This window comes from Pseudomonas sp. Larv2_ips (genome assembly GCF_963879675.1).
GTDB lineage: Bacteria > Pseudomonadota > Gammaproteobacteria > Pseudomonadales > Pseudomonadaceae > Aquipseudomonas.
Map to the genome: position 1 here is coordinate 734,111 of NZ_CAWOAW010000014.1, position 17,092 is coordinate 751,202.

A 17,092-nucleotide genomic window follows, 5' to 3' on the forward strand; every position below is an offset into this window, starting at 1 on the left:
GATCCGTGTCATAACTCGTTGATTTGTCGTAAGTCGTTGTCAGGCACTCTGCCGGCAGCGGCGAGCTTCGTTCGTCCCATAGGATGTGACGAGGTTTCACCCGAAAAAGGAATCAGGCTTCTCATGGGCGAACTGGCCAAAGAAATCCTCCCGGTCAATATCGAAGACGAGCTGAAACAGTCCTACCTCGACTACGCGATGAGCGTAATTGTCGGGCGGGCACTGCCTGATGCGCGCGATGGCTTGAAGCCCGTGCACCGGCGTGTGCTGTTCGCGATGAGCGAGCTGGGTAACGACTGGAACAAGCCGTACAAGAAATCTGCCCGTGTTGTCGGTGACGTGATCGGTAAGTATCACCCTCACGGCGACACTGCGGTGTACGACACCATCGTTCGGATGGCGCAGCCGTTTTCCCTGCGCTACCTGCTGGTAGACGGCCAGGGCAACTTCGGTTCGGTCGACGGCGACAACGCTGCGGCCATGCGATACACCGAAGTGCGCATGACCAAGCTGGCGCACGAGCTGCTGGCCGACCTGCACAAAGAAACCGTGGACTGGGTGCCGAACTACGACGGCACTGAAATGATCCCGGCTGTCATGCCGACCAAGATCCCCAATCTGCTGGTCAACGGCTCCAGCGGTATCGCCGTGGGCATGGCGACCAACATCCCGCCCCACAACCTCGGTGAAGTCATCGACGGTTGCCTGGCACTTATCGACAACCCCGAGCTGACCGTCGATGAGCTGATGCAATACATCCCCGGTCCGGACTTCCCGACCGCCGCGATCATCAACGGTCGCGCCGGCATCATCGAAGCCTACCGCACCGGTCGCGGCCGCATTTACATGCGCGCCCGCTCGATCATCGAAGACATCGACAAGGTCGGTGGCCGTCAGCAGATCGTCATCACCGAGCTGCCTTACCAGTTGAACAAGGCGCGTCTGATCGAAAAGATCGCCGAGCTGGTTAAAGAGAAGAAGCTGGAAGGCATCACCGAGCTGCGCGACGAGTCCGACAAAGACGGTATGCGCGTGGTGATCGAGCTGCGTCGTGGCGAAGTGCCTGAGGTGATCCTCAACAACCTCTACGCCCAGACCCAGCTGCAGAGCGTGTTTGGCATCAACGTGGTTGCACTGATCGACGGCCGTCCGCGCATCCTGAACCTCAAGGATCTGCTGGAAGCCTTCGTGCGTCACCGCCGCGAAGTGGTTACCCGCCGTACCGTGTTCGAACTGCGTAAAGCGCGCGAACGTGGTCACATCCTCGAAGGCCAGGCCGTTGCTCTGTCGAACATCGACCCGGTCATCGCCCTGATCAAGGCTTCGCCGACGCCGTCGGAAGCTAAAGAAGCGCTGATCAAGATGCCGTGGGAATCCAGCGCCGTTGTGGCGATGGTTGAGCGCGCCGGCGCCGACTCGTGCCGCCCTGAGACCCTCGACCCGCAATACGGTCTGCGTGACGGCAAGTATTTCCTGTCGCCGGAACAGGCCCAGGCCATTCTGGAACTGCGCCTGCACCGCCTGACCGGTCTGGAGCACGAGAAGCTGCTGGCTGAGTACCAGGAAATTCTCAACCAGATCGGCGAGTTGATCCGCATCCTCAGCAGCGCCGTGCGCCTGATGGAAGTGATCCGCGAAGAACTGGAAGTGATCCGCGCCGAATACGGCGATGTGCGTCGCACCGAAATCCTTGACGCCCGTCTCGACCTGACCCTGGGTGACATGATCCCGGAAGAAGAGCGCGTGGTGACCATCTCCCACGGTGGCTATGCCAAGACCCAGCCGTTGGCTGCGTACCAGGCCCAGCGTCGTGGCGGTAAAGGCAAATCGGCTACCGGCGTGAAGGATGAGGACTACATTGCTCACCTGCTGGTCGCCAACAGCCACACCACGCTGCTGCTGTTCTCCAGCAAAGGCAAAGTGTACTGGCTGAAAACCTACGAAATCCCGGAAGCCTCGCGTGCCGCCCGTGGTCGCCCGTTGGTCAACCTGCTGCCGCTGGACAGTGACGAATACATCACCACCATGCTGCCGGTCGATGAGTACACCGAAGGTCACTTCATCTTCATGGCCACCGCCAAAGGCACCGTGAAGAAGACCCCGCTGGAATCCTTCAGCCGTCAGCGCAGCGTGGGCCTGATCGCCCTGGAACTGGACGAAGGCGACGTGCTGATCTCCGCTGCCATCACCGACGGCGAGCGTGAAGTCATGCTGTTCTCCGACGGCGGCAAAGTAACGCGCTTCAAGGAATCCGACGTACGTGCCATGGGCCGTACCGCCCGCGGTGTGCGCGGCATGCGTCTGCCAGAAGGGCAGAAGCTGATTTCGATGCTGATTCCGGAAGAAGGCAGCCAGATCCTCACCGCTTCGGCGCGTGGTTATGGCAAGCGCACCGCGATCACCGAGTTCCCGGAGTACAAGCGTGGCGGCCAGGGCGTTATCGCCATGGTCAGCAACGATCGCAACGGCCGTCTGGTCGGCGCGGTGCAGGTGCTCGATGGCGAGGAAATCATGCTGATTTCCGACCAGGGCACCCTGGTGCGTACCCGTGTGGCCGAAGTGTCGAGCCTGGGCCGTAACACCCAGGGTGTGACCCTGATCAAGCTGGCCAAGGATGAAAAACTGGTCGGCCTGGAGCGTGTGCAGGAACCGTCGGAAGTTGAAGGCGAAGAGCTGGAAGAAGGTGAGGAATTCGACGGCGAGGTGATCGCAGCTGGCGATGACAACGTCGACGAGCCAACCCTCGATGCTGCCGCAGACGAAGAAGAACCGCAGGAATAAGCGGACACACAGGGGGCGGATGAAGATTCGCCCCCTTGTTGTTTGTCCGAACGGAAATATCGACAGCTGTGGAGATCGAGTGTGGGAACGGGCTTGCTCGCGAAAGCGGACTGACATTCACAAGAGATGTCGCCTGTTGGATCGCTTTCGCGAGCAAGCCCGCTCCCACATTGGATTGGGTGTCGGCTGATATGTTTGTGTGACTACCACCAGATCAGAGTGAGATTGGATGTGAGCAAGAGAGCCTATAACTTCTGTGCCGGCCCCGCGGCGCTTCCTGAAGCAGTCCTGCAGCGCGCGCAGGGTGAACTCCTCGACTGGCATGGAAAAGGCCTCTCCGTGATGGAAATGAGCCATCGCAGCGATGAGTTCGTGTCCATTGCCACCAAGGCCGAGCAGGATCTGCGCGACTTGCTGGACATCCCCTCAAACTACAAAGTGCTGTTCCTGCAAGGCGGCGCGAGCCAGCAGTTTGCTCAACTGCCGCTGAACCTGCTGCCCGAAGGCGGCACGGCCGACTATATCGACACCGGTATCTGGGGCCAGAAGGCCATTGAAGAGGCCTCGCGTTACGGCCACGTCAATGTTGCAGGCACCGCCAAGCCTTACGATTACTTCGCCATTCCGGGTCAGAACGAGTGGAAGCTGTCTGCGGATGCGGCCTACGTTCACTACGTCGCCAACGAAACCATCGGCGGCCTGGAGTTTGACTGGGTGCCGGAAGTGGGCGATGTGCCGTTGGTGTGCGACATGTCCTCGGACATCCTCTCGCGCCCGATCGATGTGTCCAAGTACGGCATGATCTACGCCGGGGCGCAGAAGAACATCGGCCCGAGCGGCATCCTGGTCAACATCATCCGTGAAGACTTGCTGGGTCGCGCCCGTTCGGTGTGCCCGACCATGCTCAACTACAAGGTCGCGGCTGACAACGGCTCGATGTACAACACGCCGCCGGCCTTCGCCTGGTATTTGTCTGGCCTGGTGTTCGAGTGGCTCAAGGAGCAGGGCGGTGTCGCCGCCATGGGCAAGCTCAACGAAGAGAAGAAGCGCACCCTGTACGACTTCATTGACGCCAGCGGCCTGTACAGCAACCCAATCAACCTCACTGACCGCTCGTGGATGAACGTGCCGTTCCGTCTGGCTGATGACCGCCTGGACAAGCCGTTCCTGGCCGGTGCCGACGCACGTGGCCTGCTGAACCTCAAGGGCCACCGTTCGGTCGGTGGCATGCGCGCCTCCATCTACAACGCTGTCGACATCAACGCGATCAACGCGCTGGTTGCCTACATGGCAGAGTTCGAAAAGGAACACGGCTAATGTCTGAGCAAGAACTCAAGGCCCTGCGTGTACGCATTGACAGCCTGGACGAGAAAGTCCTGGAGCTGATCAGTGAGCGCGCGCGGTGCGCCCAGGAAGTGGCACGGGTAAAAATGGCATCCCTGGCTGAAGGTGAAGTGCCGGTTTTCTACCGGCCTGAGCGCGAAGCCCAGGTGCTCAAGCGCGTAATGGAGCGCAACAAGGGGCCGTTGGGCAACGAAGAAATGGCGCGGTTGTTCCGTGAAATCATGTCCTCGTGCCTGGCCCTCGAGCAGCCGTTGAAAGTCGCGTACCTCGGCCCGGAAGGCACTTTCACGCAAGCGGCGGCCATGAAGCATTTCGGCCACGCGGTGATCAGCAAGCCGATGGCAGCGATTGACGAAGTGTTCCGTGAAGTGGCGGCGGGTGCGGTGAACTTTGGCGTGGTGCCCGTGGAAAACTCCACCGAAGGCGCGGTCAACCACACGCTGGACAGCTTCCTTGAGCACGACATGGTGATCTGCGGAGAGGTCGAGCTGCGTATTCACCACCACTTGTTGGTGGGCGAGAACACCAAGACCGACAGCATCAGCCGCATCTATTCCCACGCCCAGTCACTGGCCCAGTGCCGCAAGTGGCTGGACGCGCATTACCCGAACGTCGAGCGCGTGGCGGTGTCCAGCAACGCCGAAGCGGCAAAGCGGGTCAAGGGCGAGTGGAATTCGGCCGCGATCGCCGGTGACATGGCTGCAGGCCTGTATGGCCTGACGCGCCTGGCCGAGAAGATCGAGGACCGCCCGGACAACTCCACGCGTTTCTTGATGATTGGCAGCCAGGAAGTGCCGCCGACCGGCGACGACAAGACCTCTATCATTGTCTCCATGAGCAACAAGCCCGGTGCGCTGCATGAGCTGCTGGTGCCGTTCCACGACAACGGGATTGACCTGACGCGAATCGAGACACGTCCTTCGCGCAGCGGTAAATGGACTTATGTGTTCTTTATCGACTTCATCGGCCATCACCGCGACCCATTGGTTAAAGGTGTGCTGGAGAAAATCAGTCAGGAAGCCGTGGCACTCAAGGTGCTGGGCTCTTACCCGAAAGCGGTTTTGTGAGGCTTTAACATGAGTGGCAACTTCCTCGCCCTGGCTCAGCCGGGCGTGCAACAACTGTCGCCTTACGTTCCCGGCAAGCCCGTGGACGAGCTGGCGCGTGAGTTGAACCTGGACCCGTCGAAGATCGTCAAGCTGGCCAGCAACGAAAACCCGCTGGGCCCGAGCCCCAAGGTGCTGGCGGCGATTCGTGAGGAGTTGGCCGAGCTGACCCGCTACCCGGACGGTAATGGCTTTGCCCTCAAGTCCCTGCTGGCGGAAAACTGCCGGGTCGAGTTGAACCAGGTGACCCTGGGTAACGGCTCCAACGACATCCTTGAATTGGTCGGCCGTGCCTACCTGGCACCTGGCCTGAATGCCGTGTTCAGCGAGCACGCGTTTGCCGTCTACCCGATCGTCACTCAGGCAGTCGGCGCCGACGCGCGGGTTATTCCGGCCAAGGACTGGGGTCACGACCTGCCGGCCATGCTGGCGGCCATCGACGCCCAGACCCGCGTGGTGTTTATCGCCAACCCGAATAACCCGACTGGCACCTGGTTCGATGCCCAGGCGTTGAACGACTTCCTGCAGGACGTGCCGGAACATGTGCTGGTGGTGCTGGACGAGGCCTACATCGAGTACGCCGAAGGCAGCGACCTGCCGGATGGCCTGGATTTTCTCGCGGCGTACCCGAACCTGCTGGTGTCACGCACCTTCTCCAAGGCCTACGGCCTGGCCTCGTTGCGGGTTGGCTACGGCTTGTCGACGGCGGTGGTGGCTGATGTGCTGAACCGCGTGCGCCAACCGTTCAACGTCAACAGCCTTGCCCTGGCGGCGGCGTGTGCGGCGGTGAAGGACGCGGAATACCTGGAAGAGGGTCGTCGCATCAACGAAAGCGGCATGCTGCAACTGCAGGAAGGCTTCCGTGAGTTGGGTCTGGGCTGGATTCCGTCCAAGGGCAACTTCATTTGCGTCGACCTCGCTCAAGTCGCCGCCCCGGTATTCCAGGGGCTGCTGCGCGAAGGCGTGATCGTGCGTCCGGTGGCCAACTACGGCATGCCGAACCACCTGCGTATCACCATCGGTTTGCCGGCGGAAAACAGCCGCTTCCTGGAGGCATTGGCCAAGGTTCTGGCTCGTGGTTGATGTCACTGCATTGCAACCTGCTGTGCCTATGATCGGTCGCCTGGTGGTGGTGGGTCTGGGATTGATCGGCGGCTCGTTTGCCAAAGGCCTGCGCGAAAGCGGGCTGTGCGGTGAAGTGGTCGGTGTGGACCTGGACCCGCAATCGCGCAAGTTGGCGGTTGAGTTGGGCGTGGTGGATCGCTGTGAAGCAGACCTGGCGCTGGCGTGCCAGGGGGCGGACGTGATCCAGCTCGCGGTGCCGATTCTGGCGATGGAGAAGCTGCTGGCCTTGCTGGCCGGCATGGACTTGGGGCAGGCGATTCTCACGGATGTCGGCAGTGCCAAAGGCAATGTGGTGCGCGCGGCGCAACGGGCGTTTGGCGGCATGCCGGCGCGGTTTGTACCGGGCCACCCGATTGCCGGTTCCGAGCAGAGTGGTGTCGAGGCGTCCAATGCGCAGTTGTTCCGTCGTCATAAAGTGATCCTGACGCCGCTTGAGCAAACCGACCCGGCAGCCTTGGCTGTGGTCGATCGCTTATGGCGCGAGCTGGGTGCCGATGTCGAGCATATGCAGGTCGAGCGTCACGACGAAGTGCTGGCGGCGACCAGTCATTTGCCGCATCTGCTGGCTTTTGGTCTGGTGGACTCGCTGGCTAAACGTAACGAAAATCTCGATATTTTCCGCTACGCCGCCGGGGGGTTCCGCGATTTCACGCGTATCGCCGGCAGTGATCCGGTGATGTGGCATGACATCTTCCTTGCCAATCGCGAGGCGGTGTTGCGCACCCTGGACACTTTCCGCAGCGACCTCGACGCCTTGCGCGATGCGGTCGATGCCGGGGATGGCCATCAATTATTGGGCGTGTTTACCCGTGCGCGGGTGGCGCGTGAACATTTCAGCAAAATTCTGGCGCGCCGGGCCTATATGGAAACTGCTGTGAACGCCGATGAGCAGACCTTCCTCGCCAGCCCGGGTGGTCGCTTGAGCGGACAGATTCGGGTGCCGGGCGACAAGTCGATCTCTCATCGCTCGATCATGCTCGGCTCATTGGCCGATGGCGTGACCGAGGTTGAGGGTTTCCTTGAGGGCGAAGATGCCCTGGCGACCTTGCAGGCGTTTCGCGACATGGGCGTGGTGATTGAGGGGCCGCACCATGGGCGCGTGATCATCCATGGTGTTGGCCTGCATGGCTTGAAGCCGGCGCCGGGGCCGATCTACCTGGGCAACTCCGGAACATCGATGCGCCTGTTGTCCGGCTTGCTGGCGGCGCAGCGCTTTGACAGTGTGTTGACCGGCGATGCCTCGCTGTCCAAGCGCCCGATGAGCCGCGTGGCCAAGCCGCTGCGCGAAATGGGCGCGGTGATTGAAACCGGGCCGGAAGGGCGTCCGCCGTTGACTATTCGTGGAGGTCAGGCATTAAAAGGTCTGACCTATACGCTGCCAATGGCCAGTGCACAGGTCAAATCCTGCCTGTTGCTGGCGGGCTTGTATGCCGAGGGTAAAACGTCGGTGACCGAGCCTGCGCCGACCCGTGACCACACCGAGCGCATGCTGCGCGGCTTCGGTTATCCGGTGCAGGTGCAGGGCGCTACGGTGTCGGTCGAGTCAGGCCATGCGTTGACCGCCACGCATATTGAGGTGCCGGGGGACATTTCTTCTTCTGCATTCTTTCTGGTCGCGGCGTCGATTGCCGAAGGCTCCGAGCTGTTGCTGGAGCATGTGGGGATCAATCCGACACGGACCGGCGTGATCGATATCCTGCGGCTGATGGGCGCGGACATCACGCTGGAAAACCTGCGTGAGGTCGGCGGTGAGCCGGTCGCCGATCTGCGCGTGCGTGCTGCTGCGCTGAACGGAATCGAGATTCCTGAGGCGTTGGTGCCGCTGGCGATTGATGAGTTTCCGGTGTTGTTCATCGCGGCGGCCTGTGCTCAGGGCCGTACCGTGTTGCGCGGCGCTGCAGAATTGCGCGTGAAGGAATCCGACCGTATCCAGGTAATGGCCGACGGTCTGCTGGCATTGGGCGTGAAGTGTGAACCGACACCTGATGGGATTATCATTGACGGTGGCCTGATAGGCGGCGGCGAGGTGCATTCCCATGGCGATCACCGGATTGCCATGGCCTTCAGTGTGGCGTCGCTGCGGGCGACAGCGCCGATTCGTATCCGTGACTGTGCCAATGTGGCTACATCTTTTCCGAACTTTCTTACACTGTGTGCCCATGTCGGCATTCGTGTTGCCCAAGAGGCTCAATTGTGAATATCAAAGCACCGGTGATTACCATCGACGGGCCAAGCGGCTCGGGCAAAGGCACGATTGCCGGCATTCTGGCCAAGCGCCTGGGCTGGTGCCTGCTGGACTCCGGCGCGCTGTACCGTTTGCTGGCCTTTGCCGCGCGTAACCATGGCGTCGACCTGACCAACGAAGAATCCCTGAAGCTGCTGGCGGCGCATCTTGATGTGCAGTTCGTCGGCGCGACGGAAGGTCATCCGCAACGCATCATCCTCGAAGGCGATGATGTGACCGATGATTTGCGTAACGAACAAGTTGGCTCCTGGGCCTCACAGGTTGCCGCGCTGCCGGCCGTGCGGGACGCGCTGCTGCAGCGCCAGCGGGCGTTTCAGGAGCCGCCGGGCCTGGTCGCGGATGGTCGCGACATGGGCACCGTGGTGTTTCCAGATGCGCCGTTGAAGATTTTCCTGACCGCCAGCGCCGAAGAGCGGGCGCGCCGCCGTTACTTGCAGTTGAAGGGCAAAGTCGATGGTGTTAGTCTGTCGAGTCTGCTAGATGAGATCCGTGCACGCGATGAGCGTGATACCCAGCGTGCGGTAGCCCCGCTCAAGCCGGCGGCTGACGCCATACAGCTGGATTCCACGGAGTTATCCATCGAGCAGGTGCTGGAACGCATCTTGAGTGAAATCGCCATTCGCGATATCGCCGGGTGACCAAGAAGGCTGCAGGGGACCAGTCATAGTCCTGCGGTGCTTCTTTTAATTGAAACTGACCCACACCGTCTGGGGTGTGGAGATGGGCGTATTCTTCGCCCTTATCAACAGGAATTAAAATGAGCGAAAGCTTTGCGGAACTCTTTGAAGAAAGCCTAAAAACCCTGAACCTTCAGGCAGGCTCCATCATCACCGGTGTTATCGTTGATATCGATTACCAAGCTCGCTGGGTAACCGTTCACGCTGGTCTGAAGTCTGAAGCTCTGATCCCGCTGGAACAGTTCTACAACGATGCTGGTGACCTGACTATCAATGTCGGTGACGAAGTTCACGTTGCTCTGGACTCGGTTGAAGACGGTTTCGGTGAAACCAAGCTGTCCCGTGAAAAAGCCAAGCGCGCTGAATGCTGGATTGTTCTCGAAGCAGCCTTCGCAGCTGAAGAAGTGGTCAAGGGCGTTATCAACGGTAAGGTTAAAGGCGGCTTCACTGTCGACGTTAACGGCATCCGTGCGTTCCTGCCAGGTTCTTTGGTCGACGTTCGTCCAGTGCGCGACACCACGCACCTGGAAGGCAAAGAACTCGAATTCAAGGTCATCAAACTCGACCAGAAGCGCAACAACGTTGTCGTTTCCCGTCGCAGCGTCCTGGAAGCAGAGAACTCCGCCGAGCGTGAAGCTCTGCTGGAATCCCTGCAGGAAGGCCAACAAGTCAAAGGTATCGTCAAGAACCTCACCGATTACGGCGCATTCGTCGATCTGGGTGGCGTCGATGGCCTGCTGCACATTACCGACATGGCTTGGAAGCGTATCAAGCATCCTTCCGAAATCGTCAACGTTGGCGACGAGATCGATGTCAAGGTTCTGAAGTACGATCGTGAGCGTAACCGCGTTTCCCTGGGCTTGAAGCAGCTGGGCGAAGATCCATGGGTTGCTATCAAAGCTCGTTACCCAGAAAGCACCCGCGTAACCGCGCGTGTTACCAACCTGACCGACTACGGCTGCTTCGCAGAGCTGGAAGAAGGCGTGGAAGGCCTGGTACACGTTTCCGAAATGGACTGGACCAACAAAAACATCCACCCTTCGAAAGTCGTACAAGTCGGCGACGAAGTGGAAGTTATGGTTCTGGACATCGACGAAGAGCGTCGTCGTATCTCCCTGGGCATCAAGCAGTGCAAATCTAACCCATGGGAAGATTTCTCTGGCCAGTTCAACAAGGGCGATAAAATCTCCGGCACCATCAAGTCGATCACCGATTTCGGTATCTTCATTGGTCTGGACGGCGGCATCGACGGCCTGGTTCACCTGTCCGACATCTCCTGGAACGAAGTTGGCGAAGAAGCTGTTCGTCGTTTCAAGAAGGGCGACGAGCTGGACACCGTTATCCTGTCGGTTGACCCAGAGCGCGAGCGCATCTCCCTGGGTATCAAGCAACTGGAAAGCGATCCGTTCTCCGAGTACGTTCAAGAGAACGACAAAGGCGCAATCGTTAAAGGCGCTGTGAAAGAAGTTGACGCTAAAGGCGCCATCATCACTCTGGCCGACGATATCGAAGCGACTCTGAAAGCCTCCGAAATCAGCCGTGACCGCGTTGAAGACGCACGTAACGTTCTGAAAGAAGGCCAGGAAGTAGAAGCCAAGATCATCAGCGTTGACCGCAAGAGCCGCGTAATCCAGCTCTCCATCAAGTCGAAAGACGAGATCGAAGAGAAAGAAGCCATTCAGAGCCTGCGCGACAAGCCAGCCTCTTCTGAGCCTTCTGCTGGTCCTACCACTCTGGGCGACCTGCTGCGTGCACAGATGGAAAAACAGAACTAAGTTCTGTCAGACCATAGAAAAAGGGCGACTTCGGTCGCCCTTTTTTGTGCCTGAAATTCGTTGAATCAATACTGAGAACCAAGGTGCGCTGCATAGTGTCAGAACTGGCTATAGTTTTATTAAAAGCACGGTTGTCAGTGATGTTGTTTCAATAAGGATTTGGATGAACAAGTTTATTTTAATCTTCGCCGTAGTCATGCTTGCCGGCTGCTCTACCACCAGCGCCAAAACTCATGTCAAGCGTGGTGTCAGCGGTATCGAGGTCGACTGTTCGGGCCTTGGTGGCAATTGGAGCAAGTGCGAGAAGCGCGCTGCCCGCGAGTGCAAGATGCAAGGCTATAAGGTCATCACCCGATCCAGCGATGCCAAGGACGAAGAGGGCGACTACCTGTTCGGCTGGAATCCCGCCGGCGCTGTAACTCGCACTATGCTGGTGATCTGTAATTGAGGCTCAAAGGCGCATGTTGCGGGTGTCTGCCTATGCAGCAGATAAGTTGTCGAGTGGGCTGTTCAAATTCATCAAGTCATGCTAAAACCTTTGAAGCGCTTTTCCTAGCTGCTTGAAAAAGAAGGGAAAAATATGACGAAGTCGGAGTTGATCGAACGAATTGTCACCCATCAAGGGCTGCTTTCATCCAAGGATGTAGAGCTGGCTATCAAGACTATGCTTGAGCAAATGTCCCAATGTTTGGCTACTGGGGATCGGATTGAGATCCGTGGTTTTGGCAGCTTCTCCTTGCATTACCGCGCACCGCGCGTCGGCCGTAACCCAAAAACCGGGCAGTCAGTAAGCCTTGATGGCAAGTTTGTGCCTCACTTCAAGCCAGGAAAGGAATTGCGGGACCGGGTGAACGAAGACGAAGAAGAAGGCGTCTGAGTCTTTTTGGGGTAGGAGAAATTTATGCGTGGAGCAAAGCGCGTTGTTTTTGTGCTGGTAGCGTTGATTGTTGCGCTAGTGATTTTAGGCTTTGTGCTGGAAAACCAGCAGAGCGTGGCCCTTTCATTCCTGGGCTGGACGACTGTACAGATGCCAGTGTCGATATTTGTAGTAGTCGCGTTAATCATCGGGATGTTGATCGGTCCACTGCTAGGCGTTGGGTTGGCGCGTAGCCGGCGCCACAGGTCGATCTCGGCAGCGCGTGGTTAACAGTCTATCCTGATACCCAAGACGTGCGGTGAGGACGTTGTTTAACAGCTAAAGCTCTAGCGTGTAGGGCTTCGACTGTAAGGTGTCTGATGGCGGCGTATGGATGTAATAGGGTTGGCCAGCGTTGTTAGCGCCGCAGTTGGATATCCAGAGGTTAGCCGTTCCAATGTTTCTTGTTTGAGTCTTCAGGTGCCGCACTCTGAGTGCTCGGATATGTACTATACGTATGTCTGACGTGTTAGGTGTTAGGTGTCAGATTTTAGATTCAGGCTAAGCGGGAAAATGCTGCTGAAAGATAGCGCGTAATGCGCCTATTTGGTTGCAGCGCGAGGTTCGTAGATAGATTAACAACGTGTAAAATTGAAAATTTCTGTATACCCATCTTGCAAAACTGCCCTCTGCGCAGCTTCAACTCGTTTTACCTCAAAGCAAATTTCTGTCATTAGTGTCTCGGATGGCAGCGTCCGCGGTCGCCCGTATTCCTTGTGATTACCCTCCAATACAACGCAAGTAGGGATTATTGCTCTGGAACGATTAACCCTCCGCTTTGAATCGAGCAGCGAACAAATCAGCAAACGCTAGTGCGACGACTCAGTAAGGACGCCGTTTGGCGTGCGTATTTTCTGTAGGCTCATTATGCGAAAGCTGTTGAAGGTCTTATACACCTAATAAGTTAGCGAGCTATTTAATAGTTGCGCACTAATGGGGCGTGGCAGATTAGCATCATTTTGGGCAGCCCTTTCAACGTTAGTCGCTTTTTCATCATTCAGTTTTGTTGAATTAGAGAATAGGCGCTGTATCATCAACGCCCCAGCGTCGATAACACATACGCGCACAGTTAAAGATGGAAAGTTTCGCGGAGCCGATCAATCAAGCGTGACGCTTGGAGCGATCAGGCGTCGCAGCCCGGATTTCCGATCCTAGTCGGATCAAAGAGGGCATGAATTTGCGGTGGCGCAGAAGCCTTCTGTGCCCTCACGCACCTAATAATGAAGCACCTACGTCAGGTATTTTTGATGATTCAATTTCTCGATCTAAAGTCATTGAACAACGCTCTCCGTGAAGAGCTCGTTGAGGCGGCTACGCGTGTCATCGACTCGGGCTGGTACATTCAAGGTGAGTTTCTCAAGCGCTTCGAGGAAGAGTTTTCCATTTATACCGGTGCCAGCCATACCGTCGGCGTTGCCAACGGCCTTGATGCTTTGACACTGACCATTCGTGCCTGGAAAGAGCTGGGCAAGCTCAAGGACGGCGATGAAGTCATCGTTCCGGCCAACACCTACATCGCAACGCTGCTGGCCGTGACGGAAAACAACCTGAAACCGGTATTGGTCGAGCCTGACGAAAATACATACAATCTTTGTCCTGAGAAGGTCGAGCGTGCGCTGACGGCGAAAACTCGATTGATCCTGCCGGTCCATCTCTATGGGCAACTGGCCGATATGCGCGCGATCAATAGGATTGCCGAGCGTGAGAATCTACTGGTACTCGAGGACTGTGCCCAGGCGCATGGTGCGCAGATCGACGGCAGAAGTGCTGGTAACTGGGGTGACGCGTCCGGTTTCAGTTTCTACCCAGGTAAAAACCTGGGGGCGTTGGGTGACGCAGGCGCCATCACGTCTAACGATGCTGAGTTAGTCAGCATGATTCAGGCTCTGCGAAATTACGGTTCACACGAAAAATATAAGAATTTGGTGCAAGGCGTAAATAGCCGCCTGGATGAGATTCAAGCCGCAATGTTGAGCGTCAAGCTCAAGTACCTGCAGGCACAGACCGAGGCTCGTCGGCGTGTGGCAAGCCTTTATATGAATGGCATTAAAAATCCCTTGATTAAACTGCCCTTGGGCAGCGACGTCGATGTAATGAAGCATTTTTCTCACGTCTGGCACCTGTTCGTGGTGCGCTCCGAGGTGCGGGAAAAACTGGTACATCATCTCAACGCGTCGGGTATTCAAACATTAATTCACTATCCGATTCCGCCTCATCAGCAGCAGGCCTATGCAAGCGCCGAGTTTTATAATAAATCGCTTCCTACCACAGAGCGCATTCATCGCGAAGTATTGAGCTTGCCGATGAGCCCGATCATGACCGATTCAGAAGTCCAAAGTGTCGTTGAGGCCTGCAACGCTTTCTCTGTAGACGCCTGAATATGACGCTGCTCAAAACAAGCTTCCTCAACGGTATCGCGGTCGTTATCAAGATGCTCACCTTGCTGGGCATCAATAAAATGTTGGCCATCTATGTGGGCCCGTCGGGCTACGCTGCCCTGGGGCAGTTTCAGAACGCCGTGCAAATGGTAACGACGTTCTCGACAGGGGCCATCAGTACTGGCGTCACGAAATACACGGCTGAATATCAAAACGATGAAGATGCCCAGCGCCGGGTTTGGCGCACGGCGGGTACGATTGCCTGTATGGGATCTGTATTGACATCAGTGCTTATCGTTATATTCAGCAAGCCGTTGGCTGTGTGGTGTTTTAATGATGAGGCCTTGTACAGCGTATTTATCTGGTGTGCGGCCACCGTCATATTCTTTTCATTTAATACATTATTGCTTGCGATCCTTAATGGTAAAAAGGAAATTAATCGATACATACTGGCCAATATCGGTGGAAGCCTCCTTTCTTTACTAGTCATTATCATTATGGTGAGACAGTTTGGTCTATATGGTGCGTTGATTTCATTGGTGCTGTATCAGTCTATCGCCTTCCTCGTGACATGCCTGCTGTGTTACAGAACCGAATGGTTTCGATTTTCCAATCTGCTCGGAAAGTTAGACAGGCAAATTGCGATAAACCTGACAAAGTTTACCGCCATGGCGCTCACGACTGCTGCGTGCGTGCCCGTTAGCCATATTCTGGTGCGTAATTATCTAGGCGCGGAGTTTGGCTGGGAAACCGCTGGGTATTGGGAAGCCATGTGGCGTCTGAGTACCGCTTATCTTCTATTAGTGACAACAACGCTGGGCTTGTATTTTTTACCCAAGTTGTCAGAACTGATCAACCCGCTGGATATCAAGAGAGAGATTCTTCAAGGTTACAAACTGATTCTTCCTGTGGCGATGGTGTGCGGGGTAGTGATCTACAGTTTGAGGGATTTTATTATCGGCTTACTGTTTACCCAGGCGTTCAGTCCGATGCGGGATTTTTTCGCATGGCAGATGCTGGGAGACACGCTTAAAATTGCCAGCTGGATTCTTGCTTACCTGATGCTGGGTAAGGCAATGGTTAAAATGTATATTCTTACAGAGGTATTTTTTGCACTCAGTTTTTACGTGCTTACGGTGTTGCTGACCAAGGTGGGCGGTCCGGTGGGTGTGACCTGGGCTCACGCAGCTAATTACGGTATGTACTTGATAGTCATGTACTTTCTTATTTATAGAAAGCTGAATAAAAATAACGCAGGATAAGGATGTGTTGCCCATGAGTCGCTTGCTATCTTCAATCCGCGATTTGATTCTAATGCAAACAGACGTCGACAAGAGCGTCGATTTGGCGGAAGTGTATGGGGCGATACTGTGGGCGGCCGATAAAGGTATTTATGACGACCCCGAACTGGAAGAAATATTAACTGCTCGATGCATGAGTAGGCTGTCAGTGGACGAAATTCACTCGCCGTTGAAGGATTGTATTCATCTGATCTCGGAGCCCTATCTGATTGGCGGGCACACGCGGCTTATGGAGCAACTTTCGATAATGCATGCGGAAAAGCCTGCTCTGCTGATAACGCGTAAAAGTGCCCAGAGTGCGATCGAACGAACTCAAGGTTTTTTTTCCGAAAGCACCCTGACCAGTGCTTCCACACCCATCGAGAAAATTGCTGAGATTATTCAGTGCCTCAAACCGTATAAAAGAGTGGTGATGCATATTCACCCAGATGATATGGTTTCTGTCATCGCATGCAAGATTCTAAAGACTGTCAGCACGGCGAAGATTTATTTTGTAAATCATGCTGATCATGTGTTTACTTACGGCAGCTCGGTGGCAGATGTCTACTTTGAACTAAGCACGTTTGGCCGTCGTCGAGACCTGAAAAAAACGATCTCTGGCAGTAAGTCTTTTTTAGGGATTCCGTTGACAAGTAAGTTGGTACCAAAGCATCACAGCCTACCCAATAAAAATAGCACGTTAAATTTTTTCAGTGCGGCGTCGCCCTTCAAGTTCAAACCGGTCAAAGGCTATGATCTTAGGCCTGCCATACGCAAGGTGCTGACTGAGTTTAAACATTCCACCTTCTGGATCGTCGGTGCCAACCCGCTTACCAATACGTGGTGGTGGCCAATAAAGTTGCGATACTGGAACAGGTTTAAAGTGGTTTCCTCGCTGCCATACGAAAGCTACCTGGCGCTCTTGGAACGTGCAGATTTTTACGTCGACAGTTATCCAACGCCGGGTGGGACTGCCTTCGCGGAGCAACTTTTCAATGGGCGCCGTTGTGTCGGGTTACGCGCGCCTATACAAGGTTATTCACCCGCCGATAATTTGAAGAGTGAGAGTGTAGAGGGGTTTATCGACAGTGTTTTTCAGGGGGGTAATGATAGAGCTGTCATTGCGTCAGTGCTGGCCGTTAATGGGTATGAGGCAGTTAAGTCACGGTATCTGGCTTGTCTCTACGAAGATATCATGTGCGCCAATGAGATGGAGAAGCACGTGGCGTGGACGGGGGATATTAGCGTCTACGAGCAGCCGGGAAAAATAACCTCGGCAATTCCGCCGGAGGTCGTTTCCAGATTAATCGAATTTGATAAAAAATTTATGCGTGTTCTGTTTCTCGAGCTCAGCGCCACGCAGAAAATCAAAGTGGCCCTTAAACTTGCGCGTTTGAAAGTCAGCGAGCTTCTCCCTAAAAAAAGCCGGTCGGGTAAAGCATGAGGGCATTAGCGTTACGCTTAC

General features: G+C 56.1%; 13 protein-coding genes. All 13 read left to right on the plus strand.

Annotated features, from left to right (window positions below; translation table 11 throughout):
* Window positions 1-123 precede the first annotated feature (123 nt).
* The 13 genes from gyrA to AACV02_RS09935 all read left to right on the plus strand — a co-directional run bounded on the left by gyrA (window position 124) and on the right by AACV02_RS09935 (window position 17,071).
* On the plus strand, window positions 124-2,781 hold the full coding sequence (gene gyrA / locus AACV02_RS09875; protein WP_106576873.1) for a DNA gyrase subunit A: 2,658 nt from the start codon (window positions 124-126) through the stop codon (window positions 2,779-2,781).
* 231 nt (window positions 2,782-3,012) lie between these two features.
* Entirely contained in the window at window positions 3,013-4,098 is a 1,086-nt protein-coding gene (gene serC, locus AACV02_RS09880) for a 3-phosphoserine/phosphohydroxythreonine transaminase (protein WP_106576872.1), read from the plus strand.
* Window positions 4,098-5,192 carry a prephenate dehydratase gene (pheA, locus tag AACV02_RS09885; RefSeq protein WP_003172650.1) on the plus strand — a complete coding sequence of 365 codons (1,095 nt, stop codon included), beginning with the start codon at window positions 4,098-4,100 and terminating at the stop codon, window positions 5,190-5,192. The genes serC and pheA overlap by 1 nt, the downstream gene beginning before the upstream one ends.
* A 9-nt stretch (window positions 5,193-5,201) precedes the next feature.
* Entirely contained in the window at window positions 5,202-6,314 is a 1,113-nt protein-coding gene (hisC, locus tag AACV02_RS09890) for a histidinol-phosphate transaminase (protein WP_119739277.1), read from the plus strand.
* 28 nt (window positions 6,315-6,342) lie between these two features.
* Window positions 6,343-8,553, plus strand: coding sequence for a bifunctional prephenate dehydrogenase/3-phosphoshikimate 1-carboxyvinyltransferase (locus AACV02_RS09895; protein ID WP_234452488.1), 2,211 nt, complete (start codon window positions 6,343-6,345; stop codon window positions 8,551-8,553).
* Window positions 8,550-9,239 carry a (d)CMP kinase gene (gene cmk, locus AACV02_RS09900; protein WP_016971485.1) on the plus strand — a complete coding sequence of 230 codons (690 nt, stop codon included), beginning with the start codon at window positions 8,550-8,552 and terminating at the stop codon, window positions 9,237-9,239. The genes AACV02_RS09895 and cmk overlap by 4 nt, the downstream gene beginning before the upstream one ends.
* A gap of 119 nt (window positions 9,240-9,358) precedes the next feature.
* Entirely contained in the window at window positions 9,359-11,053 is a 1,695-nt protein-coding gene (gene rpsA, locus AACV02_RS09905; protein WP_119739279.1) for a 30S ribosomal protein S1, read from the plus strand.
* Window positions 11,054-11,216: 163 nt separating this feature from the next.
* Complete coding sequence (locus tag AACV02_RS09910) at window positions 11,217-11,501, plus strand: hypothetical protein (RefSeq protein WP_106576869.1); 285 nt, start codon at window positions 11,217-11,219, stop codon at window positions 11,499-11,501.
* 132 nt (window positions 11,502-11,633) lie between these two features.
* Complete coding sequence (ihfB, locus tag AACV02_RS09915) at window positions 11,634-11,930, plus strand: integration host factor subunit beta (RefSeq protein WP_003218804.1); 297 nt, start codon at window positions 11,634-11,636, stop codon at window positions 11,928-11,930.
* A 24-nt stretch (window positions 11,931-11,954) separates the two neighbouring features.
* Entirely contained in the window at window positions 11,955-12,200 is a 246-nt protein-coding gene (locus tag AACV02_RS09920; RefSeq protein ID WP_119739281.1) for a lipopolysaccharide assembly protein LapA domain-containing protein, read from the plus strand.
* Window positions 12,201-13,216: 1,016 nt separating this feature from the next.
* On the plus strand, window positions 13,217-14,347 hold the full coding sequence (locus AACV02_RS09925) for a DegT/DnrJ/EryC1/StrS family aminotransferase (protein WP_119739283.1): 1,131 nt from the start codon (window positions 13,217-13,219) through the stop codon (window positions 14,345-14,347).
* 2 nt (window positions 14,348-14,349) lie between these two features.
* Entirely contained in the window at window positions 14,350-15,609 is a 1,260-nt protein-coding gene (locus tag AACV02_RS09930; RefSeq protein WP_119739285.1) for an O-antigen translocase, read from the plus strand.
* 13 nt (window positions 15,610-15,622) lie between these two features.
* Window positions 15,623-17,071 carry a hypothetical protein gene (locus AACV02_RS09935; RefSeq protein WP_119739287.1) on the plus strand — a complete coding sequence of 483 codons (1,449 nt, stop codon included), beginning with the start codon at window positions 15,623-15,625 and terminating at the stop codon, window positions 17,069-17,071.
* Window positions 17,072-17,092: the final 21 nt, after the last annotated feature.